We start from the raw sequence: 18,296 nt of genomic DNA, 5'->3' as shown, positions 1-18,296 counted from the left end.
CCCCGGGCCAGGGCTCACCCGGCCGCTCCCCACACGGTCGCCCGCCCGGGATCGATCGCACCTCCCCAACGTCCTGCCCCACCAAGTCTGTTGGAGAATCCATGCGTCTTCGCAGAACGATCCAGGCCGCCCTGACGGCCTGCGCCACGCTGGCCGCCTCGGCCGGCCTGGTCGCCGTCGGAACGGCCCCCGCCCAGGCCGCCACCCCGCTCCCCAGCCGGGTCTTCGCCCCCTACTTCGAAGCCTGGACCGGCCAGAGCCCGGCCCAGCTGGCCGCGCAGTCCGGCGCCAAGCACCTGACCATGGCGTTCCTGCAGGCCGCCACCAAGGGCTCGTGCACGCCGTACTGGAACGGCGACTCCTCCATGCCGGTCTCCTCCTCGACCTTCGGCGCCGACATCGCCACCATCCGCGCCAACGGCGGAGACGTGATCCCGTCCTTCGGCGGCTACACCGCCGACAACACCGGCACCGAACTGGCCGACAGCTGCACCGACGTCAACCAGATCGCGGCCGCTTTCGAGAACGTCATCACGACTTACGACATCAGCCGGATCGACCTCGACATCGAGGACAACTCACTGACCAACACCGCCGGGATCGACCGCCGCAACAAGGCGATCAAGCTGGTGCAGGACTGGGCCGCCACCAAGGGGCGGAGCATCCAGTTCTCCTACACCCTTCCGACCACCACCGGCGGGCTCGCCGACAGCGGCCTCGCGGTGCTGCGCAACGCGGTCAGCAACAACGCGCGGATCGACGTCGTCAACATGATGACCTTCGACTACTACGACGGCGCCACCCACGACATGGCGGCCGACACCCAGACCTCCGCGCAGGGCCTCTACAACCAGCTGGCCAGGCTCTATCCGTCCAAGACCCCCGCCCAGCTGTGGGGTTCGATCGGGATCACCGAGATGCTCGGCATCGACGACTACGGGGCGGCCGAGACCTTCACCGTGGCCAACGCCACCACCGTGTACAACTGGGCGGTCTCCAAGGGCATCAACACCCTGTCCTTCTGGGCGCTGCAGCGCGACAACGGCGGCTGCCCCGGGACGGCCGGGAGCGACTCCTGCTCCGGCATCAACCAGAACACCTGGGACTTCACCCACATCTTCGCGCCGTTCACCAGCGGCTCGACGGTGAGCAACGACTTCTCGGTCTCCGTCAGCCCGAACTCCGGTACGGTCAGCGCCGGTTCGTCCACCTCCGCGACCATCGCGACGGCCGTGACGGCAGGCTCGGCGCAGAACGTCAACCTCTCGGTCAGCGGGGCACCGGCCGGCGTCACCGCCACCGTCACCCCCGGCAGCGTCACCGCCGGGAACAACGCCACACTCAACATCTCCACCACCTCGGCCGCGGCGGCGGGCACCTACCCGCTGACCGTGACCGCCACCGCGCCGTCCGGCACCCACACCACGACCTACTCGCTGACGGTCACCGGGACCACCCCGACGACCGGCGTGGTCAACGGTGACCTGGAGAGCGGTGCGCTCGCTCCGTGGACCTGCCAGAGCGGCGGCGCCGTGGTCTCCACCCCGGCCCACTCCGGCACCCACGCGCTGCAGGCCGCGGCCACCGCGAGCCAGACCGGCCAGTGCTCCCAGACCGTCACACTGAAGCCCAACACGAGCTACACGCTGTCCGGTTGGGTGCAGGGCAACTACGCCTACGTCGGGGTCAGCGGCGGTGCCAGCGCCGCCACCTGGGCCAACTCCGCCGGTTGGACCAAGCTGTCCGTCCCCTTCACCACCGGCGCCTCCGGCACCGTCACCGTGTACCTGCACGGCTGGTACGGCCAGGGCAACGTGTTCGGGGACGACTTCTCGATCGCGTAGCGGCTGGCACCGGACGGATGACGGCCGGCGGCCGGTGAAGAACGGCCCACGAATGACGGCCCACGAATGACGGCCAACAAGTAACAGATGACGGATGACAGCTGACAGATGTTGAAATCTGTCAGCTGTCATCCGTTCGTCCGTCCGACTTCGCCTCAGGCCCCCGCCGCCCGCATCCGCGCCGGCCGGCACAGCGCCAGGTACGCCGTGCTCGCCAGCAGCCCGCAGACCAGGACCACCACGGCCAGCAGCACCGCGGACGGCCGCCCGCCGAGGCTGCTCAACGGGGCGACCACCGCGCCGACCAGGAAGTTGCCCGTCCCGAGCAGCGCCGACGCGGTGCCGGCGACCTGCGGCTCGACCAGGCCGAGCGCCTGCGCGGCGGTGTTCGGCAGGAGCACCCCCAGGCTGCCCATCATCACGAACAGGGGCGCACAGAACCCGACCAGCCCGAAGTCCCACACCGTCGTCAGCAGCACCAGCGCCGCCCCGGCGGCGACCGCCACCGCGAGGCTGCCCAGCATCAGCGCCCGCGCCGTGCAACGCGGCGCCAGCACCCGCCCGTTCACCTGCGTCATCACCACGATCGCCACCGAGTTCAGCCCGAACAGCAGGCTGTAGGTCTGCGGCGAGACCTGGTAGACGTGCTGGAGCACCGTCGAGGACCCGCTGATGTAACCGAACAGCGCACCGAAGGCGAGGGAGCTGGTCAGCGCCAGCCCGAGGAACGGCAGGTTGCGCAGCAACCGCCCCATCGCCCGCAGGGTCGCGCCCACCCCGCCGGCTTCCCTGGTCTCCGGCGGCAGCGTCTCGCGCAGCGCGCCGAACGCGGCCAGGGTGAGCAGCAGGCCGAGCGCGGTGAGCGTGCCGAAGGTGCCGCGCCACGAGGTGAACCGCAGCAGCTGTGCGCCGATGATCGGGGCGAGGATCGGCGCCAGCCCCGATATCAGCGCGATCGAGGCGAGGAAGCGCAGCAGCGCGACGCCCTGGAAGCGGTCCCGGGAGACGGCGCGCCCGATGACCAGCCCGGCCGATCCCGCCGCGCCCTGGACGAAACGGGCGGCGATCAGGACCGACAGGTTCGGCGCGAGCGCGCACACCACGCTGGACAGGGTGTAGACGACGAGTCCGACGAGCAGCGGCGGGCGGCGCCCGAAGCGGTCGCTGAGCGGTCCGAAGAGCATCTGCCCGGCCGCGACCCCGAACATCGAGAAGGTGAGGGTGAGCTGGACGGCGGCCGGTTCGGCCACCAGGTCGTCGGCGATCGCGGGCAGGCCGGGGAGGTAGAGGTCGGTGGTGAGCGGTCCGAGTGCGGTGAGGCCGCCCAGGACGGCGATCGTGGCCCACCCGGTGCCGGCCTGGCCGGCGGCGGGTGTGGTGACGGCTGCGGTCGACGTGTCATCGGTGGGGCCGACGGTCGGGCCGGGCATGGCTCTCCTCACGGACGGGGCGACGGGGGTCGTTCGCGCTCCGTCCTACCGCAGCCCGGTCCGGTTCCGACAGCAGGGGGCGCACCCGAGTGCGGTCGCCGCTCCCGCACACCGACGTACCGTACACGCACGGGGGCGGCCCGCCCGCACCTCTCGGTGACCGGCGGGCCGCTTGGTGGTCCGTCTGTTTCCCCGGCCCGATCGGTCGTTCCGCCGCCTCCGGGCCGGCCGGCGCTCCGTACCCTGCCGGCGCTCAGGCCCGGTGGCTGCTCAGGCCCGGCGGCTGCTCAGTACCCGGTCGGCGCACGGCGCCCGGTGGGTGCTCAGTGCTTGGCGGCGTGCTCGGCGCGGAGGGCTGCCTGCACCGCCGCGCCGTCCTGCCAGGCGTAGAGCTGGTTGCCGGTCAGCGTCACGTTGTAGTGCCCGCAGGTGCCGCTGGCCTTGGCCGCGACGCCCTCCGGGAACCAGCCGGCCTTGAGCGTCATCGGCACCGGGTGCGCGGACTTGCCCGGCAGCCCGGTGGTGCAGCCGACGGGCAGCCGCCCCTCCGGGAGGGTGGCGCGCAGCAGGCGGTCGTCGCCCGTGGTGGACATCAGGTACTTCACGCCGGAGGCGTTGTCGGGCAGCCAGGCCGGCATCGAGCGGCCGTCGGCCTTGGCCTGGGTGCCGGTCTCGTACGAGGCCTGCTCCTGGTGGCGGCCGTCGTACCAGTCGGACACCCTCGGACCCACTGCCACGGCCGCCACGGCCACGGCCATGCCGGTGCCCGCGACTCCCAGCGCGACCTTGCTCACGATGCCCTTCATGCCCGACTGTCCTCTCCGTGTCCGTGTCCGTGGCCGGTGCTCTCGGCCGGTGTCCGTGCCCGGTTCCGTCGCCCCGCGTCCGCCGCCGGCAGCCATCTGGATCCGCTCGGATCCGCTTGGGTCTGCTCTGTCGGCCCGGCCGACGCACTGCGCCATCCGGTGCAACCATCGTGGCCCGTGCCGCTCCGGCGGAGCGTCACCACCAAGTCGCGATCTTGTCTCCAACCCACGGGGTACCGTCTCCACCTTCAGGCGTATGCCGTCCGGCAGAGGCGCTGAGCTCCGGAGGACCGGCACGTGCCGGTCCGGCGCTCAGGTTGGCACACCCGGGTCGAGTGCCGCCCGAGCCCCGATCGAGCCTCGCTCAAGCCCGGCACCGCCGCAGCCGGGCCTGCTGCACCCGGGGCATCGGGACCCCGGGGCGTCAGGTCGCCGTCGGGTCCGGCCGCGTTCGGCCCGGTCCCGCGGATCGCCGCGAACCTGCAGATCGGCGCGGATCAGCGCGGACCCACCGGTCCGCGCCACGGGGTCGGACGACCACGAGTCGGACGACCACGAGTCGGACCGCCACGGATCGGACCGCCACGGATCGGACCGCCACGGGTCAGACCGTCACGGGCACCGGGCGGGCGACCGGGAAGGGGCGTCCGTCGAGGGTCCAGTGCGGGTCGATCGGGCGCAGCAGGGAGGCGTACACCTGGGCGGCGACGTCCGGGTGGCGGATCTCCCCGGCGGGCGGTCCGGCCGGAATGCCGTGCCCGGCGCAGGCGACCCAGGCCGTCCGCTCCTCGACCGTGCGGCCGCCGTGGCCGCCGGCGTCGACGTGGCCGTGGTCGGTGACGACGATGACGGTCCACTGCTCCTCGGCGTACGTGGCGCGGCCGCGGACGGCGTCCAGGAGGCGGCCGAGGCGCTCGTCGGCGGCGCGCATGGCGGCGCAGTACTCGTCGCCGCAGCCGAGGAAGTGGGCGGTCTCGTCGACGGCGCCGAGGTAGACGAAGGAGGCCTCGGGGTCGGCGGTGCCGAGGACGTGGACGGCCTCCCGGGTGACCTCCTCGTCCACGACCTCCCAGGCCTCGGGGGTGTCCTCGGCCGGGGCGATGTAGGAGAGCCGGCCGGGGGCGCGGAAGAGCGGGCCGCCGGACTCGTTGATCATCAGCGGGTCCCAGCCGGCCGCGACGAAGGTGCGGCGCCGGTCGCCGCGATTGAGGCGGGTGGCGAAGTCGGGGAACACGTCCAGCCGGTTGCCGGCCAGGTGGTTGCCCCACACGCCGTGCTTGGCGGGCTCGACGCCGGTGACGATGGTGGCCCAGCACGGGCCGGACATGGTCGGCGTGGTGTCCGCCACGGTGACCGGCACCAGGAACCCGGCCTCGGCGACCTCCTGGAGGCGCGGCATCGGCACCTGCGCGAGGTAGTCGTGGCGGACGCCGTCGATCCCGACGACGAGCACCCGGGGGCGGGGCCACTGGACAGCGGACATGGCGGGGGTTCCTTTCGGTCGTGCACGCGCTCGGCCGCGCCCGTCAGGGGCCGCCGCCGACCGCGCCATGCTTCACCGGTCGCCGTACCGTCCGGCGTCGCACGGTCGAACGGCAGGTGTCCGCCGGGTGTCGGGAGATCGCCGATCGGCCGTCCAACGGCCGGCCCGACCGTCCCGGGGCCGGAGGACCGTCCGGATCGCCCCGGGGCCGGAAGGCCGTCCGGACCGCCCCGGGACCGGAGGACCAGCCGGACCGCCCCGCGGTCAGACGACCGCGCGGACGAAACGGCGGTCGGTCTCCGCGAGTTCGGCGGCCGGGCCGGCGGCGCGCAGCACGACGTCCAGGACGCGCTCCGGGTCTGCGGCGTAGCAGTGCGCGAACCACGGCAGGTTGGCCTCGACCACGGCCCACCGCTCGGCCGGGTCGTACGGGTCGGCGATCGGGCCGACGTCCAGGGCGACCGCCCCGGGCAGGGTGTCGCCGACGGCCGCGAGCAGCCGGCGGGCGAAGGCGACGGCCTCGGGGGTGGTCGGCGCCGGGTCGAGCCGGCCGAAGCGGGCGTAGCGGCTGCCGGTGAGCACCTCGCCGTCGCGGACGAACAGCCGGTACTCGGCGGCGAACGTCACCGGCTCGCTGACCAGCACGGGCGTGTCCGGACCGATCCGCTCCCCGGTGCGCGGCAGCCGGGAGCCGTCCGGGTAGACGGCGGGCGGCAGCGACTTGTCGGCCGGCGGCTTGACGAACGCCGGGTGGCGCAGCGTCCAGGCCTCGGCGAGCGTGGTCAGCTCGATCCGGCGGCGGGTGAACTCCTCGGGGAGACGGGCGAGCCAGTCGTCCTCGGGTTCGAGCAGGGCCAGGCCCAGCGGCGCGGCGATCCGGGCGGCGGCGAGCGGCCCGCCGTACCAGTGCACGGGCCGCCCGGCGAGCTGCCGGACCGTCTCCGGGCCGTGCAGGACGGCGGTGGTGAGGCCGCGTCGGGCGGCCGCCTCGACGAGCAGGGCGGTGGTGCTGGTCGGCTGGGCCGAGGTGAGCAGGACGCGGTCGGCCGCCGCCGGCCCACCCGCCCACGCGGCCGCCACCTGCCCACCCGGCCCCGCGGCGGTCGGCCCCGTCACGGCGCGGGCCGGAACTCGTGGACCACCTCGATGCGGCCGACGATGTGCCGGTTGAACTCGTCCAGCTCCTCGGCGGGCACCCAGAGTTCGAGGATCGTCCGGCCGCCGGCCTGCTGCACGGGGTAGCGGGCCAGGAACCCGGTCTCGACCTCGAAGCGGGTGACGTAGCCGACGCCCGAGGCGGGGACGTTCCAGTCCCGGGCGATCCGGATCGCGTAGTCCTCGTCGAGGACGGGGTAGAAGATCGGCTGGTCGGGCAGGCGGGCCGGCCAGGCACGCCAGTCGGCGGCCTCGACCAGCGCCAGCTCCTGGGGCCCGGTGGGGCGCCAGAGGGTGGTGGTCCGGGGTGTCCGGGCGTGCTGACTGGTCATGGCAGGGAACGGTAGCCGGGTCGCCGCGGGCCCGGCCACCGGATTTCTCCTGCTCAGGCGGGGTGGACGGCCGATCAGCGGTACGCGGGCTCGCCGGTGATGGCCTCGCCGAGGACGAGGGTGTGGATCTCGCTGGTCCCCTCGTAGGTGAGCACCGACTCCAGGTTGTTGGCGTGCCGTAGCACCGGGTACTCCGTGGTGATGCCGTTCGCCCCTAGGACGGTCCGGGCGCTGCGGGCGATCTCCAGTGCGGCGCGGACGTTGTTGAGCTTGCCGAAGCTGACGTGCGGCGCGCGGGCCGCGCCGTCCTCCTTGAGCCGGCCGATCCGCAGCGCCACCAGGTAGGCCTTCTCGACCTCCAGCATCATCTCGACCAGCTTCTGCTGGGTCAGCTGGAAGCCGGCGATCGGACGGTCGAACTGGATCCGGCTCTTGGCGTAGTCCAGCGCGGCGGTGTAGCAGTCGCGGGCGGCGCCGACGGTGCCCCAGAGGATGCCGTAGCGGGCCTCGTTGAGGGAGGAGAGCGGCCCGCGCAGGCCGACCACCCCGGGGAGCACGGCGTCGGCGGGCAGGACCACCTCGTCGAAGGCGAGCTCGCTGGTCACGGAGGCGCGCAGGGAGAGCTTGCCGTGCACGTCGGTGGTGGTCAGGCCGCGGGTGCCGCGCTCGACCAGGAAGCCGCGCACGCCCTCCTCGGTCTGCGCCCAGACCACGGCGACGTCGGCGATGCTGCCGTTGGTGATCCACATCTTGCTGCCGGACAGCACCCAGTCGCCGCCCTCGCCGCCCTTGCGGACCGCCCGGGTGCGCATGTTCGCCGGGTCGGATCCGAAGTCCGGCTCGGTGAGCCCGAAGCAGCCGATCAGCTCGCCGGCGGCCATGCCGGGCAGCCAGCGCTGCTTCTGCTCCTCGGAGCCGAAGGCGTGGATCGAGCGCATGGCGAGCGAGCCCTGGACGGAGACGAAGCTGCGCAGCCCCGAGTCCGCCGCCTCCAGCTCCATGCAGGCCACGCCGTAGGCCACCGCGCCGGCGCCCGCGCAGCCGTAACCGTCGAGGTGCATGCCGAGCACGCCGAGGGCGCCGAGTTCGGGGGCGAGTTCACGGGCCGGGAAGACGCCGCGCTCGAACCAGTCGCCGATGTGGGGGCGGATCCGCTCCTCGGTGAACCGGCGGACGGTGTCGCGGATCAGCCGCTCCTCGTCGGTGAGGAGGTCGCCGACGGCGAGCAGGTCGGACGGGTCGATCCGGGTCGGCTTCGTCATCGAAGCTCCTTGTAGTCTCGGCGGAGTACCGGTCTCGGCGCCCGGTCCCGGCGTGGGTCTGCGGAGTACCGGCGAGTATTCCGCACGTGGCCGGGCCGTGGTGGGTGCGAGCGAGTGAGGAAAGCGACATGGACGGCTTCGTGGCCGACGACGCGTACGCGATCGGCCTGGTGACGGCGGAGGAGCTGCCCGGCGTGGCGGAGGAGCTGGCCGCGCTGCTGGTGGACACCGTGCACGCCGGCGCCTCGCTGGGCTTCCTCGCACCGCTGGACCACGGCGAGGCCCTCGCGTGGTGGCGGGCCCTGGGCCCGGACGTCGCGGACGGCCGGCTGCTGCTGTGGACGGTCCGGGCCGGGGCGGACGGACGGCTGGCCGGGACGGTCCAGCTGCGTCCGGCGGCGCCCGCGAACGGCCGGCACCGGGGCGAGGTGGCCAAGCTGATGGTGCATCCGGCGGACCGCGGGCACCGGCTCGCCGGGCGGCTGCTGGCGGCGCTGGAGGAGCGGGCGCACGGTCTGGGACTGCGGCTGCTCGTCCTGGACACCGAGACGGGGAGCCCCGCGGAGCGGATGTACGCGGCGGCGGGCTGGACCCGGGTCGGTTCGGTCCCGGACTACGCGACGGACCCGTCAGGGGTCCTCCACCCGACGACCGTCTTCTTCAAGGCCCTGGGCGGCTGAGTCGGCTCACCCCACCCCGCACAGCCGGAGCACCGCCGTCGTCGCCGCGCCCGCGACGACCACCAGTGGGAACGGCGCACGGCGCCCGGCGAGCACGCCCGCGACCAGCACCCCCGCCGGGCGGGCCCACCCCGCGAAGCCGTGCCCCTGGGTCAGCGCCCCGGTCGCCACCAGGGCGACCAGCAGCACCGCCGCGGCGACCGCCAGCAGGTGCCGCAGCCGGTCGGAGAGGGTGAGCCGACCGCCGAGCAGCGGCCCGGCGAGCCGGAAGGCGTACGTCCCGACGGCCAGCAACAGCACGGCGTAGAGCGGCATCATCGGACCGCCTCCTTCATCGTCATCGGCGGATCCGCCCGAACCACCCGGCCGGCCGGCACGGGAGCCTTCCCCCCGGACGCCTCGCCCGCGGGTGGCCTCCCGTCGGATGCCTCGCCCGCGCACGCCTCGTCCGTGGGCGCCTTCCCGTCGGACGCCTCCGCCGCTCCCGGCCGGCCGGCGAACAGCAGCCCGACGAGGGCGAGCAGCACCGGCAGCCCGCCCGGTACGAACGGCGTGACCGCGACCGCCACCACCGCGCCCACGACCGCGGCCGTACGGGTGCGGCGGTCCGTGAGCGAGGGCAGCACCAGCGCGAGCAGCACCGCGGGGAAGGCGGCGTCCAGGCCCAGCGCGTCGGTGTCGCCGATCAGCCCGCCCGCGACGGCACCGAGCAGCACCGAGACGTTCCACACCGCGTACAGGGCGATCCCGCAGAGCCAGAACACGGCTCTGCGCCGCCGCGGCCCGCGCTGCTGCAGGACGAAGGCGGCGGTCTCGTCGGTGATCAGCTGCGCACCGACCAGTCGGCGCCACCACGGGCCGTCGAGGACGTCGGCGACGGTGAAGCCGAAGGGCAGCAGCCTGGCGTTGAGCACCAGGCCGGTGGCGACGGCTGCGAGCACGCCGCCGCCGGACAGCACCACGCCGATCGCCGCGAACTGGGAGCCGCCCGCGAAAACGAGGACGGAGAGCACGATCGGCACCCACAGGGGCAGACCGCCGGAGACGCTGATCGCGCCGAAGGAAGCGCCGACGAGGGCGTCGGCCAGGCAGACCAGGGCGATGTCACGAAGAGTGGCACGCTCCAGTGTTCGGAGTAGCGAACGCATGTCCATTAGAGTGAACCCATCCCCCGGGTTCGTCAAGGCGAACGATAAGACCGACAGGCCGAACGCCGGTCGATCCGAGCATGCCCGCAGGCCCGGGCGGTCGTGGCAGCATGAACGGCACCGGTCGTACGGGTCATACGGGTCGTACCGGCAACACCGGCAACACCGGCCACGCCGGTCCCGCCGGCACCCGGAAGCCGGCGACCCGCCGGCCCGGCGGGCAGGTGGGTCGCCGGCGGGCAGTGAAGGAGCCAGAGGAGAGCGTGAGTGGCGAGCATGAGTGACCAGACCACCCCGGCCATCGCCGCCGGCGGCTCCGGAACCGAGCTGATCGGCCAGATCGCCGCCTCCATCCGGCGCGAGCGCGAGCGCAGCGGGCTGTCGATGGCCGAACTGGCCCGGCGCGCGGGGATCGCCAAGTCGACGCTCTCCCAACTGGAGTCGGGCGCGGGCAACCCCAGCGTGGAGACGCTCTGGGCACTCGGGGTCGCACTGAACGTGCCGTTCAGCCGCCTGGTCGACCCGCCGCGCCCCGCGGTCAAGGTGATCCGGGCCGGCGAGGGCCCGGTGACCCACTCCGAGCGCGCCGACTACGCCGCCACCGTGCTCTCCTCCTGCCCGCCCAACGCCCGGCGCGACATCTACCGGATCGAGGCGCAGCCGGGCGAGACCAGGGCCTCCGACCCGCACATGCCCGGCACCGTCGAGCACGTGATGATCGGCTCCGGACGCGCCCTGGTCGGGCCGACGGAGGCGCCGGTCGAGCTGGGCCCGGGCGACTACGTGAGCTACCCGGGCGACTCCCCGCACGTCTTCCGCGCCCTGGCTCCGGACACCCTGGCGGTGATCGTGATGGAGCACATCTGACGCAGCGTCAGTTAGTTCAGTTGGCGTTCCGGGCCGGCTCGCCTCACTTCAACAGGCCGTCCAGGAAGGGGTTTCCGAACACCCGGTGCGGGTCGTGCCGGTCCAGGACGGCGACCGCCTCGTCCCAGCCCGGCCCGCCACCGGCCCGCAGGCCGGCGGGGATGACCCGGTCGATCATGTCGCGGTCCGACCAGGCGGCGTCGGCGGTGTAGGCCCAGCCCTTGGACCACTCGACCCGCAGGCCCGCCCGGGTGCCGTCGAAGGTGCGCAGCAGCCACTGCTCCAGGTCCCGGGCGAAGCGCTCCAGTCCGGGCGTGCCGGGGAAGGCGAGGACGTCGAGCCAGACCGCGGTGTCCCACTCCGGGCGGTCGGCGCGCGGGCGCAGCGCGGACAGCAGCGGGGGCCGGGCGCCGGGGACTCCGGAGTACGCCGGGTCGTCCAGGCCGGTGACCCTGATCTCCACCGCGCCGTTCACCGGGTACTCGCCCCGGGCCTGGTAATCGGCGAGCAACTGCCGGTAGTACGCGGCGAATTCGCTGACCACCCACTGCAGGTCGGCGCGCCGGGCGAGGACCGCGTAGCCGTTGGCGGTGACCCGCAGGGTGGTGGGGCGGACGTACTGCAGCAGGGTGCGCGAGGGGCCCCAGAGGTCGGAGCGCAAACCGCCCGCGAGCAGGTGGGTGAGGACGTCGCCGGTGAGCAGACCGCGGATCAGCCCACCGGAGAGCAGGACGTCCGTGACGTCGCCGGTGAGACCCACCTTCGCCACGAGGTACTGGAGTTGGCCGAACAGTGGGGCCGATCCCCAGGCGCCGGCGACGATCTGGCCGGCGAGTCGGGCCACCGGCTCCGGAACGCTGTCCGAGAAGGGGAAGTTGTAGGGGTGGTCGACGGCGAGGGAACCGAGCGGCTCGGTCGGGGCGACGCTCCAGGTCTTGAGCCAGGGGTAGTCGGTGTAGGCGAACCAGATCGCCTCGGCCCGGCCGTCGCGCTCCACGAACTCGGCGAAGGTCCGCGGGCCGCCACCGCCCAGCAGTCCGCCGAGCAGCCCCCCGAGCAGCCCCCCGCCTCCGCCCGACCCGGTGCCCGCGGTGCCCCCGGCGGAACCCGCGGAACCGGCGGGACCGGCGGAACCTCCGGATCCCGGCGGGGCGAAGAGCTCGCTCGCCGGGATGTCGAGCCGACTGACGCAGCGCAGCGGCCGGTCGGCGCCCGCCCTGAGGACGACCTCGGTGAGGAAGGCGCGGCCCAGGTGCACCAGGAAGGCGGCGCTGTCGGCCTCGGAGCGGTCGAAGGTGCGCAGCGCGTAGCGGCCGGTGGCGGGGTCGAGGACGACGGCGGTGAGCCGGACGACCTGGTTGCTCACCGAGCCGTAGCCGTGCCCGTCCGGCCGCACCTCCCCCGCCGCCGGGACGGCGGTGCCGTGGCCGCCGATGGCGAGCACGCCGCCGACGGTGATCTCGCCGGGGGCCGGACAGGCGGTCAGGCCGAGGCCGCGGTCGGCCAGGTGGGCGAGCAGGGCCTCCATGGTGGCGCCGGTCTGCACCCGCACGGTGGTGGGCGAGTCCGCGGTGACGGCGGTGAGGTGTCGGCTGGTGTCGACGAGCAGGACCCGGGCGCTCTCCGGGGTCCGGTCGGCGACCGTGAGTGGTGCCCAGGTGTGCCGGTAGCCGGTGGCCCGCAGGCGCCAGCCGTTGGCGTGCGCCCAGTCCGCGAGGGCCGGGACCTCCTCGGGGGTGCGGGGCGCGCAGGTCCACAACTGGTCGGTGCGGACCTCGCCGGACCAGTTCTCGAAGACCCGCTGGTAGAGCTCGGTGTCGGCGGGGAGCCCGGGCGGTACGGGCGCGGCGGCCCGGGCGCTGTCCGGCCCGACGGTGCCGCGCAGCATCCAGGCCGCGCCGCCGAGCGCGGCCGAGGCCCCGAGCAGCTGCCGGCGGGTGAGGCCGCTCCCGGCGCCGCTCCCCCGGTGCCGTGCACCACCGCTTCTGCCCGCCGAGGCCGCCCCGCCCGCTGAGTCCGAGTCCGCCGGAGCCGCCCCGCCTGCCGAAGCCTCCGAGGTCGCCCCGCCCGCTGTGCCCGCCGTACCGTGTCCGCTGGTCATCCGTCCGTCCGCCCCTCGCGCTGGTCCCCCCCCCGGGCCGAGATACGGCTGTCCGGGTCGGGCCGACTGTCGGTTCGGCCCGGGGAGGAGCGTACGAAGCACCGCACGCCGGTTTGAAGCGTCCACCCGGTGACTCACTCGTTCGAGTGAGTTCGGCCCGATCGGCCCGGGGCCTCGGCGCGGGGCGTACGAGGGCGGCGGCAGGAAGGCGGAACCGGCCGAGAACCCGACCGGTCGTGTCGGAAATACCCGGGCCCCGCTCGCGGCTGTCGTGATCGGAGATCCGTTCCGGGCCGAGCGGCCCGTACAGGAGGTGCAGCGCGCGATGGGTGACGAGCAGGCGAAGCCGCAGGAGTACCGGGTCGAGCACGACTCGATGGGCGAGGTGCGAGTGCCGGCCGCCGCGAAGTGGCAGGCGCAGACGCAGCGGGCGGTGGAGAACTTCCCGGTGTCCGGCCAGCGGCTGGAGCGCGCGCACATCGCCGCGCTGGCCCGGATCAAGGCGGCCGCGGCCCGGGTGAACGCCCGCCTGGGGGTGCTGGACGAGGAGACGGCGGAGGCGATCGTGGCGGCGGCCGAGGAGGTCGCGGAGGGGCGCTGGGACGACGAGTTCCCGGTGGACGTGTTCCAGACCGGCTCCGGCACGTCGTCCAACATGAACACCAACGAGGTGATCGCCACCCTGGCCGGCGAGCGGCTGGGCCGGCCCGTCCACCCGAACGACCACGTCAACGCGAGCCAGTCGTCCAACGACGTCTTCCCCTCCTCGATCCACATCGCCGCCACCGCCGCCGTGACGCACGACCTGATCCCGGCGCTGGAGCACCTGGCGGAGGCGCTGGAGCGCAAGTCCGTCGAGTTCGCGGAGGTGGTCAAGTCGGGCCGCACGCACCTGATGGACGCCACGCCCGTCACACTGGGCCAGGAGTTCGGCGGCTACGCGGCGCAGGTGCGGCACGGGCGGGAGCGGCTGCTGGCCACGCTCCCCCGGGTGGCCGAACTCCCGCTCGGCGGTACGGCGGTGGGCACCGGCATCAACACCCCGCCCGGCTTCCCGGCCGCGGTCATCGCGGAGGTGGCCCGCGTCACCGACCTGCCGCTGACCGAGGCCCGGGACCACTTCGAGGCGCAGGGAGCGCGGGACGCCCTGGTCGAGCTGAGCGGCCAACTGCGCACGGTGGCGGTCGGGTTCACGAAGATCGCGAACGACCTGCGGTGGATGGGCTCCGGCCCGCGCACCGGGCTCGGCGAGATCAACCTGCCGGACCTGCAGCCCGGTTCGTCGATCATGCCGGGCAAGGTGAACCCGGTGCTGCCCGAGGTGGTGCTGATGGTCGCCGCCCAGGTGGTCGGCAACGACGCGACGGTGACGCTGGCCGGCGCGAGCGGCAACTTCGAGCTGAACGTGATGCTCCCGGTGATCGCCCGCAACGTGCTGGAGTCGGTCCGGCTGCTGGCCAACAGCGCCCGACTGCTGGCGGACCGGACGGTGGACGGCATCACCGCCAACGTCGAACGGGCCCGGGAGTACGCGGAGTCCTCGCCGTCGGTGGTGACCCCGCTGAACCGGTACATCGGGTACGAGGAGGCCGCGAAGGTCGCCAAGCAGTCACTGGCCGAGCGCAAGACCATCCGTCAGGTGGTGCTGGAGCGGGGCTACGTCGAGCAGGGCAGGCTCACCGAGGAGCAGTTGGACGAGGCGCTGGACGTGCTGCGGATGACGCGCCCGTAGCCGTCCCGGGGCACCCGGGCGCCCGGGGACGGCCCCGGAGGTGCGCGGGAGGTGCGTGGGCCGTGCGCCGGGGCGCGGTGGGAGGTGGTCCCGCCGCGCCCCGGACGAAGGGCTGCGGGGAAGATCAGCCCCTGGTTCCGCCGGCCCGACCGGCCCGGCCGAGCCGCATCGCTGCTCCGTTCGCCGTGATCGTGGCCATCGAGATCGCCGCGAGTCCGAGCAGGAACATCACTGCGCCGACGATGATGCAGGTGACGATGTTCTTGCCCCGGGCGACCGATCCGGAGATGACCCAGGGAGAGATGATCGTCCAGGCGCCGAGCGCCGTGGCCGCCCAGGCCCTCGCGTGGGTGCGTTCGTAGGCCGTGCCGTAGCCGGCCATCAGCACCGTGTAGGCCAGTCCGACGATCAGGCAGGTCACGGTCAGGGTGCTGAACGCGGTGAAGCCGACGATCCACGGCGATGCCGCCAGGAAGAGGCCGGCCAGTACGGCCAGGGCTTCGACGCCCTGGGCCCGGGGGGTCGAGGTGACCCGCTCGTAGTGTTCTCGTAGTTCGACGATGTCCGGATGGTGCTCCATGCCCGTCGGGATATGGGTTGCCACCGATACCACCTCCTGTGGTCCGGAATCTGCGGGGCGCATTGTCCTCCGTCACCCGGAAGGCGCATGCCCCGTACCCATTCTGTCCCTTCTCTACTGTTTTGCACCCGATAGTCCGGAATGATCGATAACCATCCGATCACGCCGGTGACCTGCGTCTCAACCCCGCAGGGCGCCATTGCCTATGCAACTCGTTGCATAGCAGGATGCGGGTCATGGCACTGGAGCACGCGATCCTCGTCTCGCTGCTGGAGCAGCCCGGCTCCGGCTACGAGCTGGCCCGGCGCTTCGACCGCTCGATCGGACGCTTCTGGACCGCCACCCACCAGCAGATCTACCGGGTGCTGCGGCGCATGGAGGCGGACGGCTGGGTCGCCGCGCAGGAGGTCGCCCAGGACGGGCGCCCGGACAAGAAGGTCTACTCGGCCGCCGAGGCCGGGCGGGCCGCGTTGGCCGGCTGGCTACGGGAACCGGTCGAACCGGAGACCGTCCGGCACGAACTCGCGGTCAAGATCCGGGCCGCCGCCTTCGACGACCCGGCGGCGCTGATCTCCGAGGTCGAACGCCACCGCGAGGGGCACGCCGCCCTGCTCGCCCGCTACCTGCACGGCGAGCAACGGGACTTCCCCGACCTCGACGCGCTCGACGCCCGCCAGGAGCTGCAGCACGTGGTGCTGCGCGGCGGCATGGAGTACGAGCGGATGACCCTCGCCTGGCTCGACGACGTGCTCGCCACCCTGCGCCGCCTCGCCGCCGACCGGCCGTCCTGACCCGTCGGCACCGCACCTTCCACCCGCTTCCCACACCCTCGACCCCAGGGAGCCCTCGATGCTCTTCAACCCGCGCACCTACGACCCCGCACAGTTCGACGAGCCGACCCGCCGGCTGCTGCGCGCGACCGTGGACTGGTTCGAGTCCCGCGGCAAGAAGGCGCTGATCGACACCTACATCGACCGCAGCTGGTACGCCGACTTCCTCGAATTCGCCGCGAAGGAAGGCCTGTTCGCGGAGTTCCTGACCCCGTCCGCGGCCGACCCGGACAAGCGCTGGGACACCGCGCGGATCGCCGAGCTGAACGAGATCCTCGGCTTCTACGGCCTCGGCTACTGGTACACCTGGCAGGTCACCATCCTGGGCCTCGGCCCGGTCTGGCAGAGCGAGAACGAGGCCGTTCGGACCCGCGCCGCCAAGCTCCTGGCGGAGGGCCACGTCATGGCGTTCGGCCTCTCCGAGCGCACCCACGGCGCCGACATCTACTCCACCGACATGATCCTCACCCCGGACGGCGAGGGCGGCTTCACCGCGACCGGCTCCAAGTACTACATCGGCAACGGCAACGTGGCCGGCCTGGTCTCGGTGTTCGGCCGCCGCTCGGACGTCGAGGGCCCCGAGGGCTACGTCTTCTTCGCCGCCGACAGCCGCCACGAGGCGTACCACCTGGTCAAGAACGTGGTGAACGCCCAGATGTACGTCAGCGAGTTCCGCCTGGAGGACTACCCGGTGCGCGCCGAGGACGTGCTGCACACCGGCCAGGCCGCCTTCGACGCCGCCTTGAACACCGTCAACGTCGGCAAGTTCAACCTCTGCACCGCCTCCGTCGGCATCTGCGAGCACGCGATGTACGAGGCCGTCACGCACGCCCACAACCGGGTGCTCTACGGCCGCAAGGTCACCGACTTCCCGCACGTCAAGCGGGAGCTGACGGACGCGTACGTCCGCCTGGCCGGGATGAAGCTGTTCAGCGCGCGGGCCGTGGACTACTTCCGCACCGCCTCCCCCGAGGACCGCCGGTACCTGCTGTTCAACCCGATGACCAAGATGAAGGTCACCACCGAGGGCGAGAAGGTCATCGACCTGATGTGGGACGTCATCGCGGCCAAGGGCTTCGAGGCGGACACCTACTTCGACAAGGCGGCGAAGGACATCCGCGGCCTGCCGAAGCTGGAGGGCACCGTCCACGTCAACCTGGCGCTGATCCTCAAGTTCATGGGCAACTACCTGTTCGCACCGGCCGACTACGCCCCGGTGCCGACCCGCCTGGACGCGGCCGACGACGCCTTCCTGTTCCGCCAGGGCCCGGCCCGCGGCCTCGGCGCGATCCGCTTCCACGACTGGCGCGCCGCCTACGACCGCCACGCGCAGCTGCCCAACGTCGCCCGCTTCCGCGAACAGGCCGACGGCTTCTGCGAGTTGCTGCTCAGCCACGCGCCGAGCAAGGAGCAGCAGGCGGACCTGGACTTCCTGCTGGAGATCGGCCAGCTGTTCGCGCTGATCGTCTACGGCCAGCTGGTGCTGGAGCAGGCCGAGGCGACCGGCCTGGACGCGGACGTCCTGGACCAGCTCTTCGACGCCCTGGTCCGCGACTTCTCCGCGCACGCCACCGAGCTGCACGGCAAGGCCTCCACCACCGAGGAGCAGGCTGCCTGGGCGCTGGCGAACGTGCGCCGGCCGGTGTCCGACGCGGCGCGGGCCGCGCGGGTGTGGGAGCAGGTCGCGGCGCTCTCGGGCGCGTACGAGATGCAGCCGTAACGACGGCCGCAGCGCCCTGAGGTAGCGCGAATGCGGGAGCGCGACTGAGAGAGCGCGACTGCGGCAGCAGTCATGGGAAGGACCCCGGGGGTGCCGGTCGGCGGACCGGCACCCCCGGTTCGGCGTCCGCGGGTCCGCCCCGTGGGTCGCCCCGTCCGGGAGGCTCAGCGCCCGCCCCGGGGGCCTCGCCCCGGGCCTCGCCCCGGCCAGCCGCCCGGTCGTCGCCGTCTCAGCCCGAATCCACCGACCTGGTTCGGGGGTGATCACGTCTGGGGTCTGGCTGGTGTGGCCGGGTGGTGGGCATGAGAGGTCCGCTGGTCTGCCCA

16 protein-coding genes are annotated in these 18,296 nt (G+C 73.2%); 6 read left to right on the top strand and 10 right to left on the bottom strand.

The features are described from left to right. Nucleotides 1–101: 101 nt before the first annotated feature. Nucleotides 102–1,844, top strand: a complete 1,743-nt coding sequence (locus tag ACIGG8_RS40120) for a glycosyl hydrolase family 18 protein (RefSeq protein ID WP_396553511.1) — start codon at nucleotides 102–104, stop codon at nucleotides 1,842–1,844. Between the two features lie 155 nt (nucleotides 1,845–1,999). Here ACIGG8_RS40120 and ACIGG8_RS40115 read toward each other — a convergent pair whose 3' ends face one another. The 6 genes from ACIGG8_RS40115 to ACIGG8_RS40090 all read right to left on the bottom strand — a co-directional run bounded on the left by ACIGG8_RS40115 (nucleotide 2,000) and on the right by ACIGG8_RS40090 (nucleotide 8,312). Then, nucleotides 2,000–3,274 (bottom strand): multidrug effflux MFS transporter, encoded by a 1,275-nt coding sequence (locus tag ACIGG8_RS40115; protein WP_396553510.1) that lies wholly within the window; start codon nucleotides 3,272–3,274, stop codon nucleotides 2,000–2,002. Between the two features lie 323 nt (nucleotides 3,275–3,597). Continuing rightward, nucleotides 3,598–4,080 carry a hypothetical protein gene (locus ACIGG8_RS40110; protein ID WP_350519043.1) on the bottom strand — a complete coding sequence of 161 codons (483 nt, stop codon included), beginning with the start codon at nucleotides 4,078–4,080 and terminating at the stop codon, nucleotides 3,598–3,600. Between the two features lie 604 nt (nucleotides 4,081–4,684). Then, the gene (locus tag ACIGG8_RS40105; RefSeq protein WP_396553509.1) at nucleotides 4,685–5,563 is read right to left on the bottom strand and encodes an alkaline phosphatase family protein; all 879 of its coding nucleotides are present in this window, start codon (nucleotides 5,561–5,563) and stop codon (nucleotides 4,685–4,687) included. Nucleotides 5,564–5,827: 264 nt separating this feature from the next. Continuing rightward, nucleotides 5,828–6,643: an ATP-grasp domain-containing protein gene (locus ACIGG8_RS40100; RefSeq protein ID WP_396553508.1), complete on the bottom strand. Its 816-nt coding sequence runs from the start codon at nucleotides 6,641–6,643 to the stop codon at nucleotides 5,828–5,830. A 32-nt stretch (nucleotides 6,644–6,675) separates the two neighbouring features. Then, the gene (locus ACIGG8_RS40095) at nucleotides 6,676–7,050 is read right to left on the bottom strand and encodes an ADP-ribosylation/crystallin J1 (RefSeq protein WP_396553507.1); all 375 of its coding nucleotides are present in this window, start codon (nucleotides 7,048–7,050) and stop codon (nucleotides 6,676–6,678) included. A 74-nt stretch (nucleotides 7,051–7,124) separates the two neighbouring features. Continuing rightward, on the bottom strand, nucleotides 7,125–8,312 hold the full coding sequence (locus tag ACIGG8_RS40090) for an acyl-CoA dehydrogenase family protein (protein ID WP_350519046.1): 1,188 nt from the start codon (nucleotides 8,310–8,312) through the stop codon (nucleotides 7,125–7,127). A 128-nt stretch (nucleotides 8,313–8,440) separates the two neighbouring features. Here ACIGG8_RS40090 and ACIGG8_RS40085 point away from each other — a divergent pair, with 128 nt between their 5' ends. Continuing rightward, on the top strand, nucleotides 8,441–8,992 hold the full coding sequence (locus ACIGG8_RS40085) for a GNAT family N-acetyltransferase (protein WP_396553506.1): 552 nt from the start codon (nucleotides 8,441–8,443) through the stop codon (nucleotides 8,990–8,992). A 6-nt stretch (nucleotides 8,993–8,998) separates the two neighbouring features. Here the strand turns inward: ACIGG8_RS40085 and ACIGG8_RS40080 are convergent, their stop codons facing one another. Beyond that, nucleotides 8,999–9,307, bottom strand: coding sequence for an AzlD domain-containing protein (locus ACIGG8_RS40080; RefSeq protein WP_396553524.1), 309 nt, complete (start codon nucleotides 9,305–9,307; stop codon nucleotides 8,999–9,001). Continuing rightward, nucleotides 9,307–10,140: an AzlC family ABC transporter permease gene (locus ACIGG8_RS40075; protein ID WP_396553505.1), complete on the bottom strand. Its 834-nt coding sequence runs from the start codon at nucleotides 10,138–10,140 to the stop codon at nucleotides 9,307–9,309. Before ACIGG8_RS40075 ends, ACIGG8_RS40080 begins: the two co-directional genes overlap by 1 nt. 276 nt (nucleotides 10,141–10,416) lie before the next feature. Here ACIGG8_RS40075 and ACIGG8_RS40070 point away from each other — a divergent pair, with 276 nt between their 5' ends. Continuing rightward, nucleotides 10,417–11,007, top strand: a complete 591-nt coding sequence (locus ACIGG8_RS40070) for an XRE family transcriptional regulator (protein ID WP_350519272.1) — start codon at nucleotides 10,417–10,419, stop codon at nucleotides 11,005–11,007. Between the two features lie 43 nt (nucleotides 11,008–11,050). Here the strand turns inward: ACIGG8_RS40070 and ACIGG8_RS40065 are convergent, their stop codons facing one another. Next, the gene (locus ACIGG8_RS40065) at nucleotides 11,051–13,108 is read right to left on the bottom strand and encodes a cholesterol oxidase substrate-binding domain-containing protein (protein WP_396553504.1); all 2,058 of its coding nucleotides are present in this window, start codon (nucleotides 13,106–13,108) and stop codon (nucleotides 11,051–11,053) included. 325 nt (nucleotides 13,109–13,433) lie between these two features. Between ACIGG8_RS40065 and ACIGG8_RS40060 the strand changes: the two genes are divergently transcribed. Next, nucleotides 13,434–14,840, top strand: coding sequence for a class II fumarate hydratase (locus ACIGG8_RS40060; RefSeq protein ID WP_350519051.1), 1,407 nt, complete (start codon nucleotides 13,434–13,436; stop codon nucleotides 14,838–14,840). A gap of 124 nt (nucleotides 14,841–14,964) precedes the next feature. On the opposite strand, the gene ACIGG8_RS40055 is transcribed toward ACIGG8_RS40060, so the two are convergent. Next, nucleotides 14,965–15,420, bottom strand: coding sequence for an SPW repeat protein (locus ACIGG8_RS40055; protein WP_350519052.1), 456 nt, complete (start codon nucleotides 15,418–15,420; stop codon nucleotides 14,965–14,967). A 236-nt stretch (nucleotides 15,421–15,656) separates the two neighbouring features. Here ACIGG8_RS40055 and ACIGG8_RS40050 point away from each other — a divergent pair, with 236 nt between their 5' ends. Together ACIGG8_RS40050 and ACIGG8_RS40045 are read left to right on the top strand one after the other, a co-directional pair. Next, nucleotides 15,657–16,211 (top strand): PadR family transcriptional regulator, encoded by a 555-nt coding sequence (locus tag ACIGG8_RS40050; RefSeq protein WP_396553503.1) that lies wholly within the window; start codon nucleotides 15,657–15,659, stop codon nucleotides 16,209–16,211. Nucleotides 16,212–16,269: 58 nt separating this feature from the next. Beyond that, nucleotides 16,270–17,970 (top strand): acyl-CoA dehydrogenase family protein, encoded by a 1,701-nt coding sequence (locus tag ACIGG8_RS40045; protein ID WP_396553502.1) that lies wholly within the window; start codon nucleotides 16,270–16,272, stop codon nucleotides 17,968–17,970. Nucleotides 17,971–18,296 lie beyond the last annotated feature (326 nt).

It is taken from the genome of Kitasatospora sp. NPDC085464 (genome assembly GCF_044541955.1).
Lineage (GTDB): Bacteria > Actinomycetota > Actinomycetes > Streptomycetales > Streptomycetaceae > Kitasatospora.
This window is presented reverse-complemented; position numbering and strand designations above follow the sequence as displayed.

Coding starts and splice junctions, on each gene's coding strand:
- ACIGG8_RS40115 (WP_396553510.1), bottom strand. CDS start 3,274: ATGCCCGGCCCGACCGTCGGCCCCACCGATGACACGTCGACCGCAGCC.
- ACIGG8_RS40070 (WP_350519272.1), top strand. CDS start 10,417: ATGAGTGACCAGACCACCCCGGCCATCGCCGCCGGCGGCTCCGGAACC.
- ACIGG8_RS40095 (WP_396553507.1), bottom strand. CDS start 7,050: ATGACCAGTCAGCACGCCCGGACACCCCGGACCACCACCCTCTGGCGC.
- ACIGG8_RS40080 (WP_396553524.1), bottom strand. CDS start 9,307: ATGCCGCTCTACGCCGTGCTGTTGCTGGCCGTCGGGACGTACGCCTTC.
- ACIGG8_RS40085 (WP_396553506.1), top strand. CDS start 8,441: ATGGACGGCTTCGTGGCCGACGACGCGTACGCGATCGGCCTGGTGACG.
- ACIGG8_RS40120 (WP_396553511.1), top strand. CDS start 102: ATGCGTCTTCGCAGAACGATCCAGGCCGCCCTGACGGCCTGCGCCACG.
- ACIGG8_RS40075 (WP_396553505.1), bottom strand. CDS start 10,140: ATGCGTTCGCTACTCCGAACACTGGAGCGTGCCACTCTTCGTGACATC.
- ACIGG8_RS40065 (WP_396553504.1), bottom strand. CDS start 13,108: ATGACCAGCGGACACGGTACGGCGGGCACAGCGGGCGGGGCGACCTCG.
- ACIGG8_RS40110 (WP_350519043.1), bottom strand. CDS start 4,080: ATGAAGGGCATCGTGAGCAAGGTCGCGCTGGGAGTCGCGGGCACCGGC.
- ACIGG8_RS40045 (WP_396553502.1), top strand. CDS start 16,270: ATGCTCTTCAACCCGCGCACCTACGACCCCGCACAGTTCGACGAGCCG.
- ACIGG8_RS40055 (WP_350519052.1), bottom strand. CDS start 15,420: ATGGAGCACCATCCGGACATCGTCGAACTACGAGAACACTACGAGCGG.
- ACIGG8_RS40105 (WP_396553509.1), bottom strand. CDS start 5,563: ATGTCCGCTGTCCAGTGGCCCCGCCCCCGGGTGCTCGTCGTCGGGATC.
- ACIGG8_RS40060 (WP_350519051.1), top strand. CDS start 13,434: ATGGGTGACGAGCAGGCGAAGCCGCAGGAGTACCGGGTCGAGCACGAC.
- ACIGG8_RS40090 (WP_350519046.1), bottom strand. CDS start 8,312: ATGACGAAGCCGACCCGGATCGACCCGTCCGACCTGCTCGCCGTCGGC.
- ACIGG8_RS40050 (WP_396553503.1), top strand. CDS start 15,657: ATGGCACTGGAGCACGCGATCCTCGTCTCGCTGCTGGAGCAGCCCGGC.